This window comes from Acinetobacter sp. EKM10A, from assembly GCF_011075215.1.
Lineage (GTDB): Bacteria > Pseudomonadota > Gammaproteobacteria > Pseudomonadales > Moraxellaceae > Acinetobacter > Acinetobacter baumannii.
Genome location: NZ_JAALLK010000011.1, coordinates 59,191 through 71,859 on the forward strand (window position 1 = coordinate 59,191; position 12,669 = coordinate 71,859).

Consider the following 12,669-nt stretch of genomic DNA (forward strand, 5'->3'; position numbering starts at 1 on the left):
TACCGTGAATTTAAAAACTGTTTCCGGCTCTGCTGTTGAATTGTCTGAAGTAGCTTTCGGACGTGAATTTAACGAAGCTCTTGTACACCAAGTTGTTACTGCTTACTTAGCAGGTGGTCGTCAAGGTACTCGTGCTCACAAATCACGTGCAGACGTTTCTGGCGGTGGTAAAAAACCATTCCGTCAAAAAGGTACTGGTCGCGCTCGTGCGGGTTCTATTCGTAGCCCAATCTGGGTTGGTGGTGGTAAAACTTTTGCTGCTCGTCCACAAGATTGGTCTCAAAAAGTAAACCGTAAAATGTATCGCGGTGCAATGCAATGTATCTTAGCTGAACTTGTTCGCCAAGATCGCCTTGTTTTAGTTGAAGAGTTCGCTGTTGCTGCTCCAAAAACTAAAGAATTGCTTGCAAAACTTAACGATTTAAATGCAGCTCGTGCTTTGATCGTTACAGATGCTGTAGATGAGAACTTATATCTTGCAGCGCGCAACCTTCCACACGTTGATGTGGTAGATGCAACTGCAATCGATCCTGTAAGCTTGATCGCGTTTGATAAAGTTGTGATGTCTGTAGCTGCTGCTAAGAAAATTGAGGTAGAACTCGGATGAACAACGAACGTATCTATCAAGTCCTAAAAGGACCAGTCTTCTCAGAAAAGGCACAAGTTTTAGGTGATACTGCTGGTGTTCAAGTATTTAAAGTAGATATCAACGCTACTAAACTTGAAATCAAAAAAGCAGTTGAAAAACTTTTTGGTGTAGAAGTTGTTAAAGTTAACACAACTATTACTAAAGGTAAGACTAAGCGCTTTGGTCGTACATTAGGACGTCGTTCTGATGTTAAAAAAGCATACGTCACCCTGAAAGCCGGCCAAGATGTTGAAATGGCTGACTTGGGCGATACCGCTGAAAGCGCAGCGGAATAAGGACGAAAATTATGCCGATTCAAAAATGTAAGCCAACGTCTCCAGGACGTCGCTTTGTAGAGAAAGTGGTTCATGACCATCTTCACAAAGGCGCGCCTTATGCACCGTTGGTAGAAGCAAAAAAACGTACTGGTGGTCGTAATAACAACGGTCACATTACTACTCGTCACGTTGGTGGTGGTCATAAGCAACATTACCGTATCGTTGACTTCAAACGTAACAAAGATGGCGTACCTGCTGTTGTAGAACGTATTGAATACGATCCAAACCGTACAGCGCATATTGCATTATTGAAATATGCTGACGGTGAGCGTCGTTATATCATTGCGCCTAAAGGCTTGCGTGCTGGTGATAAAGTACAATCTGGTAACGATGCTCCAATTCGTCCAGGTAACTGTTTACAACTTCGTAACATGCCAATCGGTTCTACACTTCATAACGTTGAACTTAAAATCGGTAAAGGTGCTCAATTAGCACGTTCTGCTGGTGCTTCTGTTCAGTTGTTGGGTCGTGATGGTTCTTACGCAATCATTCGTCTTCGTTCAGGCGAAATGCGTAAAGTACACGTTGAATGCCGCGCTGTAATTGGTGAAGTTTCTAACCAAGAAAACAACCTTCGCTCATTAGGTAAAGCTGGTGCTGCACGCTGGCGTGGTGTTCGTCCTACCGTACGTGGTATGGCGATGAACCCGATTGATCACCCACACGGTGGTGGTGAAGGGCGTAACAAAGGTATTCAACCTGTAAGCCCATGGGGTCAAAAAGCTAAAGGGTACAAGACACGTACCAACAAGCGTACGACTAAGATGATTATTCGCGACCGTCGCGTCAAGTAAAGGAATCTGACTAATGCCTCGTTCTCTGAAAAAAGGCCCATTCGTCGATGCGCACTTGTTCGCTAAGGTTGAAGCGGCTGTTGCTAGTAACTCTCGCAAGCCGATCAAAACTTGGTCTCGTCGTTCGATGATCCTTCCAGACTTTGTTGGTTTAACAATTTCTGTTCACAATGGCCGTAACCACGTTCCAGTAATTGTTACTGAGCATATGGTTGGTCATAAACTCGGTGAATTCGCGCCAACTCGTACCTATCGTGGTCACGGTGTTGACAAGAAGTCTAAACGTTAATAGGTGTCATGATGGAAGTAACTGCTAAATTACGCGGTGCCGCTATCTCGGCACAAAAAGCACGTTTGGTTGCGGACTTAATCCGTGGCAAGTCTGTTGCACATGCTTTAAACATCTTGAACTTCAGCAACAAAAAAGCTGCAGTTTTAGTTAAAAAAGCATTGGAATCTGCAATTGCAAACGCTGAACACAATAACAGTTTAGATGTTGACGACCTTAAAGTTTCTACGATTTACGTTGACGAAGGCATGAGCCTTAAACGTATTATGCCACGTGCTAAAGGCCGTGCAGATCGTATTACTAAGCGTACTTGTCACATCACCGTTAAGGTAGGGGTTTGATATGGGTCAGAAGGTTCATCCAATCGGTATCCGCCTAGGTGTTGTGAAACGTCATAACGCTAACTGGTATGCGAATCCGAAACAATACGCTGAATACTTGCTTAAAGATCTTCAAGTTCGTGAGTTTTTAACTAAAAAACTTAAGAATGCGATGGTTAGCAATATTCTTATCGAACGTCCATCAGGTGCTGCTAAAGTAACAATTAGCACAGCTCGTCCTGGTATCGTAATCGGTAAAAAAGGCGAAGACATTGAAAAATTACAGCGCGAACTTACCAACATCATGGGTGTTCCAGCGCAAGTAAGCATCAACGAGATTGATCGCCCAGACTTGGACGCGCGTTTAGTTGCTGAAGCAATCGCTTCTCAATTAGAAAAACGTGTAATGTTCCGTCGTGCTATGAAGCGTGCGGTTCAAAACACTATGCGTGCTGGTGCTAAAGGTATCAAAGTTGAAGTTTCTGGCCGTTTAGGTGGTGCAGAGATCGCTCGTACAGAATGGTATCGTGAAGGTCGTGTACCTTTGCACACTCTTCGTGCGGACATCGACTATGCAACTATGCGTGCTGAAACTACTTACGGTACGATTGGTGTTAAAGTTTGGATTTTCCGTGGTGAGATTTTAGGTGGCATGAAACAAGTCATGAACCCTGCTCCTGCTGAAGAACGTCCAGCTAAACGCGGTCGTGGTCGTGGTGAAGGTCAAGAGCGTCGTGGTCGTCGCGGTGACCGTGCTGCTGACAAGGGAGAATAATCCATGTTGCAACCTAAACGTACCAAATTCCGTAAAGTGCATAAAGGCCGTAACACTGGTCTAGCACATCGTGGTAGTACAGTATCATTTGGTTCGATTGCAATTAAAGCAACTGAGCGTGGTCGTATGACTGCACGTCAGATTGAAGCTGCACGTCGTACCATTAGCCGTCGTATTAAACGTGGTGGTAAAATCTTCATTCGCGTATTCCCGGACAAACCAATTACCGAAAAACCATTAGAAGTTCGTATGGGTAACGGTAAAGGTAACGTGGAATATTGGGTTTGTGAGATCAAACCAGGTAAGATCCTGTACGAAATTGAAGGTGTGAACGAAGACTTGGCACGTGAAGCTTTTGCTTTAGCTGCTGCTAAACTTCCGTTTAAAACCACTATCGTGACTCGGACGGTAATGTAATGAAAACTAAAGATCTACGTGAAAAATCGGTAGAAGAGTTGAAAGCTTTGCTTGATGAGCAACAGCTTAACCAATTCCGTCTTCGTATGGCGAAAGCAACTGGTCAGTTGGGTAAATCGCACGAAGTGCAAGTTGCTCGTAAGACAATTGCTCGTATTAAGACACTCCTTACCGAAAAACAGGGGAACGGACAATGAGTGAAAAAACAGTCCGCACGTTAACCGGCAAAGTAGTAAGCGACAAAATGGACAAATCTATTGTTGTCCTTATCGAACGCCGCGTTCAACACCCGTTGTATGGCAAATCAATTCGCCGTTCAACTAAGTTACACGCTCATGATGAGAACAACGTTGCTAAAATTGGCGATGTTGTAACCATTAAAGAAAGCCGCCCAATTTCTAAAACTAAAGCTTGGACTTTAGTGGAAGTAGTTGAAGCAGCTGCTGAGTAATTCGACGTTCTTGTTGCATCATCGGTCAATTTCGAGTACTCTTTGAGCCTTTCGAAATTGTGACCGGTGATGCTCGGTTTTGGAGTAGGGCAATGATTCAAACCGAAACTATGCTCGACGTAGCAGACAACAGTGGTGCTCGCCGCGTACAATGTATTAAAGTACTTGGTGGTTCACATCGTCGTTATGCTTCTGTTGGCGACATTATTAAAGTTACTGTAAAAGAAGCTATTCCACGCGCACGTGTTAAAAAAGGTGACGTGATGAATGCAGTTGTAGTTCGTACTAAGTTCGGCATTCGTCGTCCAGATGGTTCTGTGATCCGTTTTGATGATAACGCTGCAGTTATTTTGAACAACAACAAAGCTCCGATTGCGACTCGTATCTTCGGACCAGTGACTCGTGAACTTCGTACTGAACAGTTCATGAAAATCATTTCATTGGCTCCTGAAGTTCTATAAGAGGCAATCATGGCTAAGATTAAAAAAGGCGATCAGGTTATCGTGATCGCAGGTAAAGAAAAAGGCAAACAGGGTACTGTTTTGTCTGTTTCTGAAGACCGCGTTAAGGTTGAAGGCCTTAACTTAGTGAAGAAGCATCAAAAGCCGAATCGTGTAACTGGCGCTGAAGGCGGTATCGTTACTCAAGAAGCTTCGCTTCATATCTCAAACGTGGCAATTTTAAATGCTACAACCCAGAAGGCTGACCGTGTTGGTTACCAAGTGATTGATGGCGTGAAAACTCGCGTTTACAAATCAACTGGTGAATCAGTGGCGGTAGCGAAGTAATAGGTTGAAAAGGCAATGGCCAGACTTAAAGCACGTTACAACGACGAACTTAAAGCGAAGTTACAAGAAGAACTTAGCATTAAGAATGTGATGGAAATTCCTCGCATCACAAAAATCACTCTTAACATGGGTGTAGGCGCAGCAGCTACTGATAAGAAATTATTAGACGGCGCTGTAGCTGACATGCAATTAATTGCTGGTCAAAAACCAGTAGTTACTCTTGCACGTAAATCTATCGCTGGTTTCAAAATCCGTGATGGTTGGCCAATTGGTTGTAAAGTTACTTTACGTGGCGACCAAATGTACGAATTCTTGGACCGTTTGATCTCTATTGCAATCCCTCGTATCCGTGACTTCCGTGGTTTCTCAGCGAAATCTTTCGACGGTCGTGGTAACTACTCAATGGGTTTGAAAGAGCAAATCGTTTTCCCTGAAATCGATTTCGACAAGATTGATCGTATTCGTGGTATGGATATTACTATTACTACGACTGCTCGCACCGATGACGAAGGCCGTGCGCTTATGCGTGCATTCGGCTTCCCGTTCAAATAAGAGGTCGATATGGCTAAGAAAGGTATGATTAATCGCGAATTGAAACGCGAAAAAACTGTTGCTAAATACGCTGCAAAACGTGCTGAATTAAAAGCTACTATTGCAAATGTAAATGCGAGCGACGAAGAACGTTTCGAAGCGATGTTAAAGTTACAAGCATTGCCACGTAATGCATCTCCGGTACGTCTTCGTAACCGTTGTGGTTTAACTGGTCGTCCTCATGGTTACTTCCGTAAGTTCGGTTTAAGCCGTAACAAATTACGTGACACAGTAATGCAAGGTGATGTACCAGGCGTTGTTAAGGCAAGCTGGTAAGGAGCGACTAAATGAGTATGCAAGATACCGTTGCCGACATGCTAACACGTGTTCGTAACGCACAAATGGCTAAGAAACAAACTGTTTCTATGCCGTCTTCTAAGTTGAAAGTTGCTATTGCAAACGTACTTCAACAAGAAGGTTATATTTCAAACGTAGAAGTTGCTCAAGAAGAGACAAAATCTACTTTGACTATTACTTTAAAATATTTCGAAGGCAAACCAGTTATCGAAATGGTTAAGCGCGTAAGCCGTCCAGGCCTTCGCCAATACCGTGGCAAAGATAAACTTCCAAGCGTTAAGCAAGGTTTAGGTATTGCAATTGTTTCTACAAGCAAAGGCATCATGACTGATCGCGCTGCACGTGCTGCGGGCATCGGTGGTGAAGTTATTGCTTTTGTTTCTTAATAGGTGATTCCTCATGTCTCGTGTGGCTAAAGCCCCAGTAACTGTACCAAATGGTGTAACAGTTACTCAGAACGGCCGGCAGGTCGAAGTGAAAGGCAGCAAAGGTACATTGTCTTTCAACCTGCATGCGCTGGTCGAGCTAAAACAGGAAGAAGGTAAACTTCAACTTGCTCCAGCTAAAGAATCGAAAGATGCTTGGATGCAAGCTGGTACTGCTCGCGCTGTATTGAACAACCTTGTTAAAGGTGTTAGCGAAGGCTTCGAACGTAAGTTGCAGCTAGTTGGTGTTGGTTATAAAGCTGCGGTTAAAGGTACAGTTGTAAACCTTAACCTTGGTTACTCACACCCAATTGACTACGCTTTACCAGAAGGTGTAACAGCGGAAACTCCAACTGCTACTGAAATCATTTTGAAATCAGCAAACAAGCAGTTGTTAGGTCAAGTAGCGGCAGAAATCCGTGCATACCGTTCTCCTGAACCATATAAAGGTAAAGGTGTTCGTTATTCGGATGAAGTCATTCTTCGTAAAGAAGCTAAGAAGAAATAAGGCGCGAGGTTCTTATGAACGAAAAGAAACAATCCCGTTTGCGTCGTGCGAAAAGCACACGCTTGCACATCCGTGCATTGGGTGCGACTCGTTTGTGTGTAAACCGCACTCCGCGTCACATCTATGCTCAAGTTATTTCAGCAGATGGTGGCAAAGTTTTAGCGCAAGCTTCAACTTTAGATGCATCTTTACGTAGTGGTACTACTGGTAATATTGAAGCTGCGACGAAAGTTGGTGCTTTAATCGCAGAACGTGCTAAAGCAGCTGGCGTTACTAAAGTTGCATTTGACCGTTCTGGTTTTAAATATCATGGTCGTATCAAAGCCTTGGCTGATGCTGCTCGTGAAGGCGGCTTGGAGTTCTAATCATGGCAAAAGTTGAACAAAACGAAGGTCTCGTTGAAAAGCTGGTTGCCGTTGATCGTGTAGCCAAGGTTGTTAAGGGTGGTCGTATCTTCTCTTTCACAGCATTAACTGTTGTGGGCGATGGTAATGGTCGCGTAGGTTTTGGTCGTGGTAAAGCTCGTGAAGTTCCAGCTGCTATTTCTAAAGCACTTGAAGCTGCACGTCGTAACATGATCACTGTAGACCTTGCTGGTACTACTTTACAACACCCTGTGAATGCTCGTCATGGTGCAAGCCGTGTATACATGCAACCTGCTTCAGAAGGTACTGGCGTAATCGCTGGTGGTGCAATGCGTGCCGTTCTTGAAGCTGCAGGTGTACATAACGTACTTGCTAAATGTTATGGTTCTACTAACGCTGCTAACGTAGTAAACGCAACTTTTAAAGGTTTGCGTGATATGACTTCTCCTGAGAAAGTCGCTGCGAAACGTGGTAAATCAGTAGAAGAAATTCAAGGGTAATCAATCATGAAAACGATTAAAGTTACCCAGACTAAATCTTCTTCACATCGCTTGAAAAATCACAAGCTTTGCTTACAAGGTTTAGGTCTGCGTCGTATTGGTCATACTGTAGAAGTGCAAGATACGCCTTCTAACCGTGGTATGATCAACAAAGTCTACTATATGGTTAGTGTAGAGGAATAAGCCATGACTCTGCGTTTAAATGAGCTTGCACCTGCAGAAGGTGCAAAACGTGAACACCGTCGTTTAGGCCGTGGTATCGGTTCTGGCGTTGGTAAGACTGGTGGTCGTGGTATCAAAGGTCAAAAATCACGTAAAAGTGGTGGCGTTCGTCCAGGTTTCGAAGGCGGTCAAACAGCGATTTATCGTCGTTTACCTAAATTCGGTTTCACTAGCCAAATCGCTTTAAAAACTGCTGAAGTACGTTTGTCTGAGTTAAGTAAAGTGGAAGGCGACATCGTTAGCCTTGAAACTTTAAAAGCTGCGAATGTTGTTCGTCGCGATCAAATTCGCGCTCGTATCGTGCTTTCTGGTGAAATCACTCGTGCATTCACTGTTCAAGGTGTTGCATTGACTAAAGGCGCTAAAGCTGCAATTGAAGCAGCTGGCGGCAAAGTCGAGGAGTAATCTCGAGTGTCTATGTCTCCTAGTTCTTCAGGTCATGTCAACATGATGAAAGGTCAGCCATTTCACGTGAAATATCGTGAAATTATTCGCCGGATGAGTTTTCTAATCGGTGCATTGCTGGTCTTTCGACTAGGAGCGCATATTCCAGTACCAGGCATTAATAATGCTGCGTTAGAAAATTTATTTCATGCAAACCAAGGAACTATTCTTGGGCTATTCAATATGTTTTCTGGCGGTGCTTTAGAGCGAATGTCGATTCTTGCTTTAGGGATCATGCCTTATATTTCTGCATCAATTATTGTGCAGTTAATGTCTACAGTGATTCCTTCTCTCGAAGCCTTGAAAAAGGAAGGGGAGCAAGGTAAACGTAAAATTAATCAATATACGCGTCAGGGTACATTATTACTTGCAGTGGTTCAGGCAGTGGGTATGTGTGCAGGTCTTATTGGACAGGGTATTACTCTATCTAGTGGTCTTGCTTTTTATATACCTGCAGTTACATCACTTGTCGCAGGAACTATGTTCTTAATGTGGCTAGGTGAACAAATCACTGAAAGAGGTATCGGTAATGGTATCTCAATGATTATTTTTGCAGGTATTGTTGCTGGTTTGCCTAAATTAATTATGCAATCAGTATCATCTGTCGATAATGGTCAAACAAGTTTAATTGGTCTTGTTATCTTTGGTCTTTTGTCTCTTGGTGTATTGGCAGCGATTGTGTTTATTGAAAAAGCACAGCGTCGTATTCCAGTAAACTATGCACAGAAGCAGCAAGGGCGTCGTATATTTACAGCTCAGCAAACACATCTACCGTTGAAAATTAATATGGCTGGTGTGATTCCTGCAATTTTTGCGAGCTCTTTACTCTTGTTCCCAGCTAGTTTGGGGCAATGGGTAGGAAGTGCAGATCCGAATGCTGGTTTAATTAAACGTAGTTTACAAGATTTAGCTTTAGTATTGTCGCCTGGACAGCCTTTGTATTTGGTGCTCTTTGGTGCGTTAATTATCTTTTTCTGTTACTTTTATACGGCTTTAGTATTTAGCCCTAAGGAAGTATCAGAAAATCTAAAACGCAGCGGAGCTTATGTGCCTGGTATTCGCCCAGGTGAGCAAACTGCTCGTTACTTAGATCATATTCTTAATCGTTTGACGTTTATTGGTGCGATTTATATTACAGTCATTTGTTTGATGCCAATGATTCTACAAAGTTCTTTTGGTATTCCATTCTATTTGGGTGGTACCTCATTACTCATTGTAGTCGTTGTTGTTATGGACTTTATGGCTCAGCTACAAGCGCATTTAACTTCTCATCAATATGACAATCAAACATTAATGAGAAAAACGACTGCTCATCCTAAGGGATAAGCGCACTTAGAGGTTTCATCATGAAAGTACAAGCTTCTGTAAAGAAAATTTGTGGTAGCTGTAAAGTTATCCGTCGTAATGGGGTTATTCGCGTGATTTGTAGCGCAGAACCTCGTCATAAGCAGCGTCAAGGTTAATCTAATCAAGACCTGTTGATTTCAGTAGGCGAATTGGGTTAATATCCGCCCCTCAAGATTTTTGTGGGGCGGTTGATTATCTCTACTGCCTTTTTGGAGAAAAGTGAATGGCTCGTATTGCCGGTGTAAACATTCCGGATAACAAGCATGCTGTTATCTCCCTCACTTACATCTTTGGTATCGGTCGCCACACTGCTAAGAACATCTTAGCTGCAGTTGGTATTACTGAGACTACTAAGATCCGTGAGTTGGACGATGCACAGCTTGATGCGATTCGTGCAGAAGTTGCTAAGGTTCCTACCGAAGGTGACTTACGTCGCGAAATTTCCATGAACATTAAACGTTTAATGGATTTAGGTTGCTATCGTGGCCTTCGTCATCGTCGCAGCTTGCCTGTCCGTGGTCAACGCACCAAAACTAACGCACGTACCCGTAAAGGTCCGCGCAAACCGATTAAAAAGTAAGATTTCTGGAAGCTAAAAGATGGCTAAAGATACTCGCACACGCAAGAAGGTCACTCGTACCGTCTCTGAAGGTGTTGCACACATTCACGCGTCTTTTAATAACACCATTGTTACGATTACCGATCGTCAAGGTAATGCATTGGCTTGGGCCACCTCAGGTGGACAAGGCTTCCGTGGTTCACGTAAATCAACTCCGTTTGCTGCTCAGGTAGCTGCTGAAGTTGCTGGTAAAGCAGCTTTAGATTACGGTTTGAAAAACCTTGACGTCCTTGTAAAAGGTCCTGGTCCAGGTCGTGAGTCTGCGGTTCGTGCATTAGGCGCAGTGGGTTATAAGATTAACAGCATTACCGATGTGACTCCAATTCCTCACAACGGTTGCCGTCCACCTAAAAAACGTCGCGTGTAAGGAGAAACATTCATGGCTCGTTATATTGGTCCAAAATGCAAACTCTCTCGCCGCGAAGGGACAGACCTGCAACTTAAATCTGGCGTTAAACCATTTGACGTCAAAACTAAAAAAGCTAACAAAGCACCTGGTCAACATGGTCAGGCTCGCGGTGGTAAGCAATCTGAGTATTCACTACAATTACGTGAAAAACAAAAAGTCCGTCGTATTTACGGTGTGTTAGAGCGTCAATTTAGTAACTACTATAAAGAAGCAGCTCGTGTTAAAGGCGCAACTGGTGAGAACTTGTTGAAATTGCTTGAAAGCCGTCTTGATAACGTTGTTTATCGCATGGGTTTTGGTTCTACACGTGCAGAAGCTCGTCAGTTAGTAAGTCACCGTAGCATTACTTTGAATGGTCGTCGTGTAAACATCGCATCTATTCAAGTTAAAGCTGGTGATGTAATTGCGGTTCACGAAGGTGCTAAACAACAATTGCGTATTAAAAACGCGATTGAATTGGCTGCTCAACGTGGTATTCCAGCTTGGATCGAAGTTGATCACTCTAAGCTTGAAGGTACGTTTAAAGCTGCACCAGATCGTTCTGATTTACCTGCTGAAATCAACGAAAGCTTGATTGTAGAATTGTATTCTAAATAATCCTTGAGGTAGCAATAATGACGCGTACTGCAAACGAGTTTCTAACTCCGCAAGCGATCAAGGTCGAAGCGGTAAGCGGGACCTCGGCAAAAGTGATTCTGGAACCTTTAGAGCGTGGTTTTGGCCATACTCTAGGTAATGCTTTACGTCGCATTCTATTGTCTTCTTTGCCAGGCGCTGCTGTGGTTGAAGTAGAGATAGAAGGTGTCGAGCACGAGTACAGTACTTTAGAAGGCTTGCAGCAGGACATCGTCGAGCTCTTGCTGAACCTAAAAGGATTGTCTATTAAGCTGTTCGATCAAAATGAAGCTTATTTAACATTAGAAAAACAAGGTCCTGGTGACATTACTGCTGCCGACCTTCGTTTACCTCATAATGTTGAAGTGGTTAACCCAGAACATTTAATTGGTACTTTGAGTGCTACAGGCTCATTAAAAATGCGCTTGAAAGTTTCTCAAGGTCGTGGTTATGAAACATCTGATTCTCGTTTCCCTGAAGGCGAAACACGTCCTGTAGGTCGTTTACAGTTAGATGCTTCTTATAGCCCAATTAAACGTGTTTCTTACACCGTAGAAAATGCGCGTGTAGAACAACGTACCGATTTAGATAAACTGGTAATCGATCTTGAGACCAATGGTACGGTTGATCCTGAAGAAGCAATCCGCAAAGCGGCAACAATCTTGCAACAACAAATTGCAATTTTTGTTGATCTTCAGAAAGACCAAACTCCTGTTGCTCAAGAACCTCGTGAAGAAGTTGACCCAATCTTGCTTCGCCCAGTAGATGATCTAGAGCTTACTGTTCGTTCTGCTAACTGTTTGAAAGCAGAAAATATTTACTACATTGGTGATCTTGTTCAACGTACTGAAGTTGAGTTGTTAAAAACTCCTAACCTTGGTAAAAAATCGTTAACAGAGATCAAAGATGTTTTGGCATCGAAAGGTTTACAACTCGGTATGCGTCTTGAGAACTGGCCACCAGCTAGTCTTCGTATGGACGACCGTTTTGCCTATCGTAGCCGTTAATTAAGTAGGACTATCACCATGCGTCATCGTAATAGTGGTGTGAAATTAGGCCGTACAAGCAGCCATCGTAAAGCGATGTTCCAAAACTTGGCTAATTCTTTATTTGAACATGAGTTGATCAAAACAACTTTGCCTAAAGCTAAAGAATTACGTCGTGTTGCTGAGCCTTTAATCACTCTAGCAAAAAACGATACTGTAGCAAATCGTCGTTTAGCATTTGCTCGTACTCGTAATGCTGCAACTGTTGGTAAATTATTTACCGTACTCGGCCCTCGTTACAAAGAACGTAACGGCGGTTATCTACGTGTTCTTAAAGCGGGCTTCCGTGCTGGTGATGCAGCACCGATGGCTTACGTTGAGCTTGTAGATCGTGAAGTGAACACTTCAGCTGAATAATTGATATTATTCAAAAAAGACCGGCTTTATGCCGGTCTTTTTTATTTTCTAAAAAAATAAAATTAAAAAATTTGTCCCCAAGTGACATAAAAAAACGGATAAACGGTCAAACTTGACATTGTGT

General features: G+C 43.2%; 25 protein-coding genes and 1 pseudogene. All 26 read left to right on the top strand.

Going from position 1 to position 12,669, the window contains the following annotated elements; all coding sequences use genetic code 11:
• The first annotated feature begins 4 nt into the window (after positions 1–4).
• The gene (gene rplD / locus G9371_RS13710; protein WP_001050255.1) at positions 5–607 is read left to right on the top strand and encodes a 50S ribosomal protein L4; all 603 of its coding nucleotides are present in this window, start codon (positions 5–7) and stop codon (positions 605–607) included.
• Positions 604–924 carry a 50S ribosomal protein L23 gene (rplW, locus tag G9371_RS13715; protein ID WP_001058538.1) on the top strand — a complete coding sequence of 107 codons (321 nt, stop codon included), beginning with the start codon at positions 604–606 and terminating at the stop codon, positions 922–924. Before rplD ends, rplW begins: the two co-directional genes overlap by 4 nt.
• Positions 925–935: 11 nt before the next feature.
• Positions 936–1,760, top strand: a complete 825-nt coding sequence (gene rplB / locus G9371_RS13720; protein ID WP_165471282.1) for a 50S ribosomal protein L2 — start codon at positions 936–938, stop codon at positions 1,758–1,760.
• Between the two features lie 13 nt (positions 1,761–1,773).
• Entirely contained in the window at positions 1,774–2,049 is a 276-nt protein-coding gene (rpsS, locus tag G9371_RS13725) for a 30S ribosomal protein S19 (protein ID WP_001138119.1), read from the top strand.
• A gap of 11 nt (positions 2,050–2,060) precedes the next feature.
• Positions 2,061–2,390: a 50S ribosomal protein L22 gene (gene rplV, locus G9371_RS13730; RefSeq protein WP_001982638.1), complete on the top strand. Its 330-nt coding sequence runs from the start codon at positions 2,061–2,063 to the stop codon at positions 2,388–2,390.
• Between the two features lies 1 nt (position 2,391).
• Positions 2,392–3,208: pseudogene (gene rpsC / locus G9371_RS13735) on the top strand (30S ribosomal protein S3).
• Complete coding sequence (gene rplP / locus G9371_RS13740; RefSeq protein ID WP_000941215.1) at positions 3,148–3,561, top strand: 50S ribosomal protein L16; 414 nt, start codon at positions 3,148–3,150, stop codon at positions 3,559–3,561. The pseudogene rpsC and the gene rplP overlap by 61 nt, the downstream one beginning before the upstream one ends.
• On the top strand, positions 3,561–3,758 hold the full coding sequence (gene rpmC / locus G9371_RS13745; RefSeq protein ID WP_000849928.1) for a 50S ribosomal protein L29: 198 nt from the start codon (positions 3,561–3,563) through the stop codon (positions 3,756–3,758). The genes rplP and rpmC overlap by 1 nt, the downstream gene beginning before the upstream one ends.
• Positions 3,755–4,012 carry a 30S ribosomal protein S17 gene (gene rpsQ / locus G9371_RS13750; RefSeq protein WP_001291845.1) on the top strand — a complete coding sequence of 86 codons (258 nt, stop codon included), beginning with the start codon at positions 3,755–3,757 and terminating at the stop codon, positions 4,010–4,012. The genes rpmC and rpsQ overlap by 4 nt, the downstream gene beginning before the upstream one ends.
• Before the next feature lie 92 nt (positions 4,013–4,104).
• Entirely contained in the window at positions 4,105–4,473 is a 369-nt protein-coding gene (gene rplN / locus G9371_RS13755; RefSeq protein ID WP_001982634.1) for a 50S ribosomal protein L14, read from the top strand.
• Between the two features lie 9 nt (positions 4,474–4,482).
• A complete protein-coding gene (gene rplX, locus G9371_RS13760) occupies positions 4,483–4,800 on the top strand; it encodes a 50S ribosomal protein L24 (RefSeq protein WP_001062685.1) in 318 nt (105 codons plus the stop codon).
• Between the two features lie 15 nt (positions 4,801–4,815).
• Complete coding sequence (gene rplE / locus G9371_RS13765; protein WP_000113197.1) at positions 4,816–5,352, top strand: 50S ribosomal protein L5; 537 nt, start codon at positions 4,816–4,818, stop codon at positions 5,350–5,352.
• 9 nt (positions 5,353–5,361) lie between these two features.
• The gene (rpsN, locus tag G9371_RS13770; RefSeq protein ID WP_001074624.1) at positions 5,362–5,667 is read left to right on the top strand and encodes a 30S ribosomal protein S14; all 306 of its coding nucleotides are present in this window, start codon (positions 5,362–5,364) and stop codon (positions 5,665–5,667) included.
• Between the two features lie 11 nt (positions 5,668–5,678).
• Positions 5,679–6,074, top strand: a complete 396-nt coding sequence (rpsH, locus tag G9371_RS13775; protein ID WP_000062616.1) for a 30S ribosomal protein S8 — start codon at positions 5,679–5,681, stop codon at positions 6,072–6,074.
• Between the two features lie 13 nt (positions 6,075–6,087).
• Positions 6,088–6,621 carry a 50S ribosomal protein L6 gene (rplF, locus tag G9371_RS13780; protein WP_000091932.1) on the top strand — a complete coding sequence of 178 codons (534 nt, stop codon included), beginning with the start codon at positions 6,088–6,090 and terminating at the stop codon, positions 6,619–6,621.
• Between the two features lie 14 nt (positions 6,622–6,635).
• On the top strand, positions 6,636–6,986 hold the full coding sequence (rplR, locus tag G9371_RS13785) for a 50S ribosomal protein L18 (RefSeq protein WP_001003194.1): 351 nt from the start codon (positions 6,636–6,638) through the stop codon (positions 6,984–6,986).
• 2 nt (positions 6,987–6,988) lie between these two features.
• Positions 6,989–7,486 carry a 30S ribosomal protein S5 gene (gene rpsE / locus G9371_RS13790; RefSeq protein WP_001141025.1) on the top strand — a complete coding sequence of 166 codons (498 nt, stop codon included), beginning with the start codon at positions 6,989–6,991 and terminating at the stop codon, positions 7,484–7,486.
• 6 nt (positions 7,487–7,492) lie between these two features.
• Positions 7,493–7,669 (top strand): 50S ribosomal protein L30, encoded by a 177-nt coding sequence (gene rpmD, locus G9371_RS13795; RefSeq protein WP_000849088.1) that lies wholly within the window; start codon positions 7,493–7,495, stop codon positions 7,667–7,669.
• A 3-nt stretch (positions 7,670–7,672) separates the two neighbouring features.
• Complete coding sequence (rplO, locus tag G9371_RS13800; RefSeq protein ID WP_000175340.1) at positions 7,673–8,113, top strand: 50S ribosomal protein L15; 441 nt, start codon at positions 7,673–7,675, stop codon at positions 8,111–8,113.
• A gap of 45 nt (positions 8,114–8,158) precedes the next feature.
• Entirely contained in the window at positions 8,159–9,478 is a 1,320-nt protein-coding gene (gene secY / locus G9371_RS13805; protein WP_002000592.1) for a preprotein translocase subunit SecY, read from the top strand.
• Between the two features lie 20 nt (positions 9,479–9,498).
• A complete protein-coding gene (gene rpmJ, locus G9371_RS13810) occupies positions 9,499–9,615 on the top strand; it encodes a 50S ribosomal protein L36 (protein ID WP_000867907.1) in 117 nt (38 codons plus the stop codon).
• A 107-nt stretch (positions 9,616–9,722) separates the two neighbouring features.
• Positions 9,723–10,079, top strand: a complete 357-nt coding sequence (gene rpsM, locus G9371_RS13815; RefSeq protein ID WP_000090815.1) for a 30S ribosomal protein S13 — start codon at positions 9,723–9,725, stop codon at positions 10,077–10,079.
• Between the two features lie 19 nt (positions 10,080–10,098).
• Positions 10,099–10,485 carry a 30S ribosomal protein S11 gene (rpsK, locus tag G9371_RS13820; protein WP_001040166.1) on the top strand — a complete coding sequence of 129 codons (387 nt, stop codon included), beginning with the start codon at positions 10,099–10,101 and terminating at the stop codon, positions 10,483–10,485.
• A gap of 12 nt (positions 10,486–10,497) precedes the next feature.
• The gene (rpsD, locus tag G9371_RS13825) at positions 10,498–11,124 is read left to right on the top strand and encodes a 30S ribosomal protein S4 (RefSeq protein ID WP_000135204.1); all 627 of its coding nucleotides are present in this window, start codon (positions 10,498–10,500) and stop codon (positions 11,122–11,124) included.
• Between the two features lie 17 nt (positions 11,125–11,141).
• Entirely contained in the window at positions 11,142–12,149 is a 1,008-nt protein-coding gene (locus G9371_RS13830) for a DNA-directed RNA polymerase subunit alpha (RefSeq protein ID WP_000198631.1), read from the top strand.
• Positions 12,150–12,167: 18 nt separating this feature from the next.
• A complete protein-coding gene (rplQ, locus tag G9371_RS13835; RefSeq protein WP_001216380.1) occupies positions 12,168–12,545 on the top strand; it encodes a 50S ribosomal protein L17 in 378 nt (125 codons plus the stop codon).
• Positions 12,546–12,669: the final 124 nt, after the last annotated feature.

Excerpts from the sequence above, each read along its gene's own strand:
- rpsM (WP_000090815.1), top strand. The coding sequence starts at position 9,723 with ATGGCTCGTATTGCCGGTGTAAACATTCCGGATAACAAGCATGCTGTT.
- rpsH (WP_000062616.1), top strand. The coding sequence starts at position 5,679 with ATGAGTATGCAAGATACCGTTGCCGACATGCTAACACGTGTTCGTAAC.
- rpsQ (WP_001291845.1), top strand. The coding sequence starts at position 3,755 with ATGAGTGAAAAAACAGTCCGCACGTTAACCGGCAAAGTAGTAAGCGAC.
- rpsE (WP_001141025.1), top strand. The coding sequence starts at position 6,989 with ATGGCAAAAGTTGAACAAAACGAAGGTCTCGTTGAAAAGCTGGTTGCC.
- rplE (WP_000113197.1), top strand. The coding sequence starts at position 4,816 with ATGGCCAGACTTAAAGCACGTTACAACGACGAACTTAAAGCGAAGTTA.
- rpmJ (WP_000867907.1), top strand. The coding sequence starts at position 9,499 with ATGAAAGTACAAGCTTCTGTAAAGAAAATTTGTGGTAGCTGTAAAGTT.
- rplN (WP_001982634.1), top strand. The coding sequence starts at position 4,105 with ATGATTCAAACCGAAACTATGCTCGACGTAGCAGACAACAGTGGTGCT.
- rplQ (WP_001216380.1), top strand. The coding sequence starts at position 12,168 with ATGCGTCATCGTAATAGTGGTGTGAAATTAGGCCGTACAAGCAGCCAT.
- rplF (WP_000091932.1), top strand. The coding sequence starts at position 6,088 with ATGTCTCGTGTGGCTAAAGCCCCAGTAACTGTACCAAATGGTGTAACA.
- rpsS (WP_001138119.1), top strand. The coding sequence starts at position 1,774 with ATGCCTCGTTCTCTGAAAAAAGGCCCATTCGTCGATGCGCACTTGTTC.
- rplP (WP_000941215.1), top strand. The coding sequence starts at position 3,148 with ATGTTGCAACCTAAACGTACCAAATTCCGTAAAGTGCATAAAGGCCGT.
- rpsD (WP_000135204.1), top strand. The coding sequence starts at position 10,498 with ATGGCTCGTTATATTGGTCCAAAATGCAAACTCTCTCGCCGCGAAGGG.
- rplR (WP_001003194.1), top strand. The coding sequence starts at position 6,636 with ATGAACGAAAAGAAACAATCCCGTTTGCGTCGTGCGAAAAGCACACGC.
- rplX (WP_001062685.1), top strand. The coding sequence starts at position 4,483 with ATGGCTAAGATTAAAAAAGGCGATCAGGTTATCGTGATCGCAGGTAAA.
- rpmC (WP_000849928.1), top strand. The coding sequence starts at position 3,561 with ATGAAAACTAAAGATCTACGTGAAAAATCGGTAGAAGAGTTGAAAGCT.
- rplB (WP_165471282.1), top strand. The coding sequence starts at position 936 with ATGCCGATTCAAAAATGTAAGCCAACGTCTCCAGGACGTCGCTTTGTA.
- rplV (WP_001982638.1), top strand. The coding sequence starts at position 2,061 with ATGGAAGTAACTGCTAAATTACGCGGTGCCGCTATCTCGGCACAAAAA.
- G9371_RS13830 (WP_000198631.1), top strand. The coding sequence starts at position 11,142 with ATGACGCGTACTGCAAACGAGTTTCTAACTCCGCAAGCGATCAAGGTC.
- rpsN (WP_001074624.1), top strand. The coding sequence starts at position 5,362 with ATGGCTAAGAAAGGTATGATTAATCGCGAATTGAAACGCGAAAAAACT.
- rpmD (WP_000849088.1), top strand. The coding sequence starts at position 7,493 with ATGAAAACGATTAAAGTTACCCAGACTAAATCTTCTTCACATCGCTTG.
- secY (WP_002000592.1), top strand. The coding sequence starts at position 8,159 with ATGAAAGGTCAGCCATTTCACGTGAAATATCGTGAAATTATTCGCCGG.
- rpsK (WP_001040166.1), top strand. The coding sequence starts at position 10,099 with ATGGCTAAAGATACTCGCACACGCAAGAAGGTCACTCGTACCGTCTCT.
- rplW (WP_001058538.1), top strand. The coding sequence starts at position 604 with ATGAACAACGAACGTATCTATCAAGTCCTAAAAGGACCAGTCTTCTCA.
- rplO (WP_000175340.1), top strand. The coding sequence starts at position 7,673 with ATGACTCTGCGTTTAAATGAGCTTGCACCTGCAGAAGGTGCAAAACGT.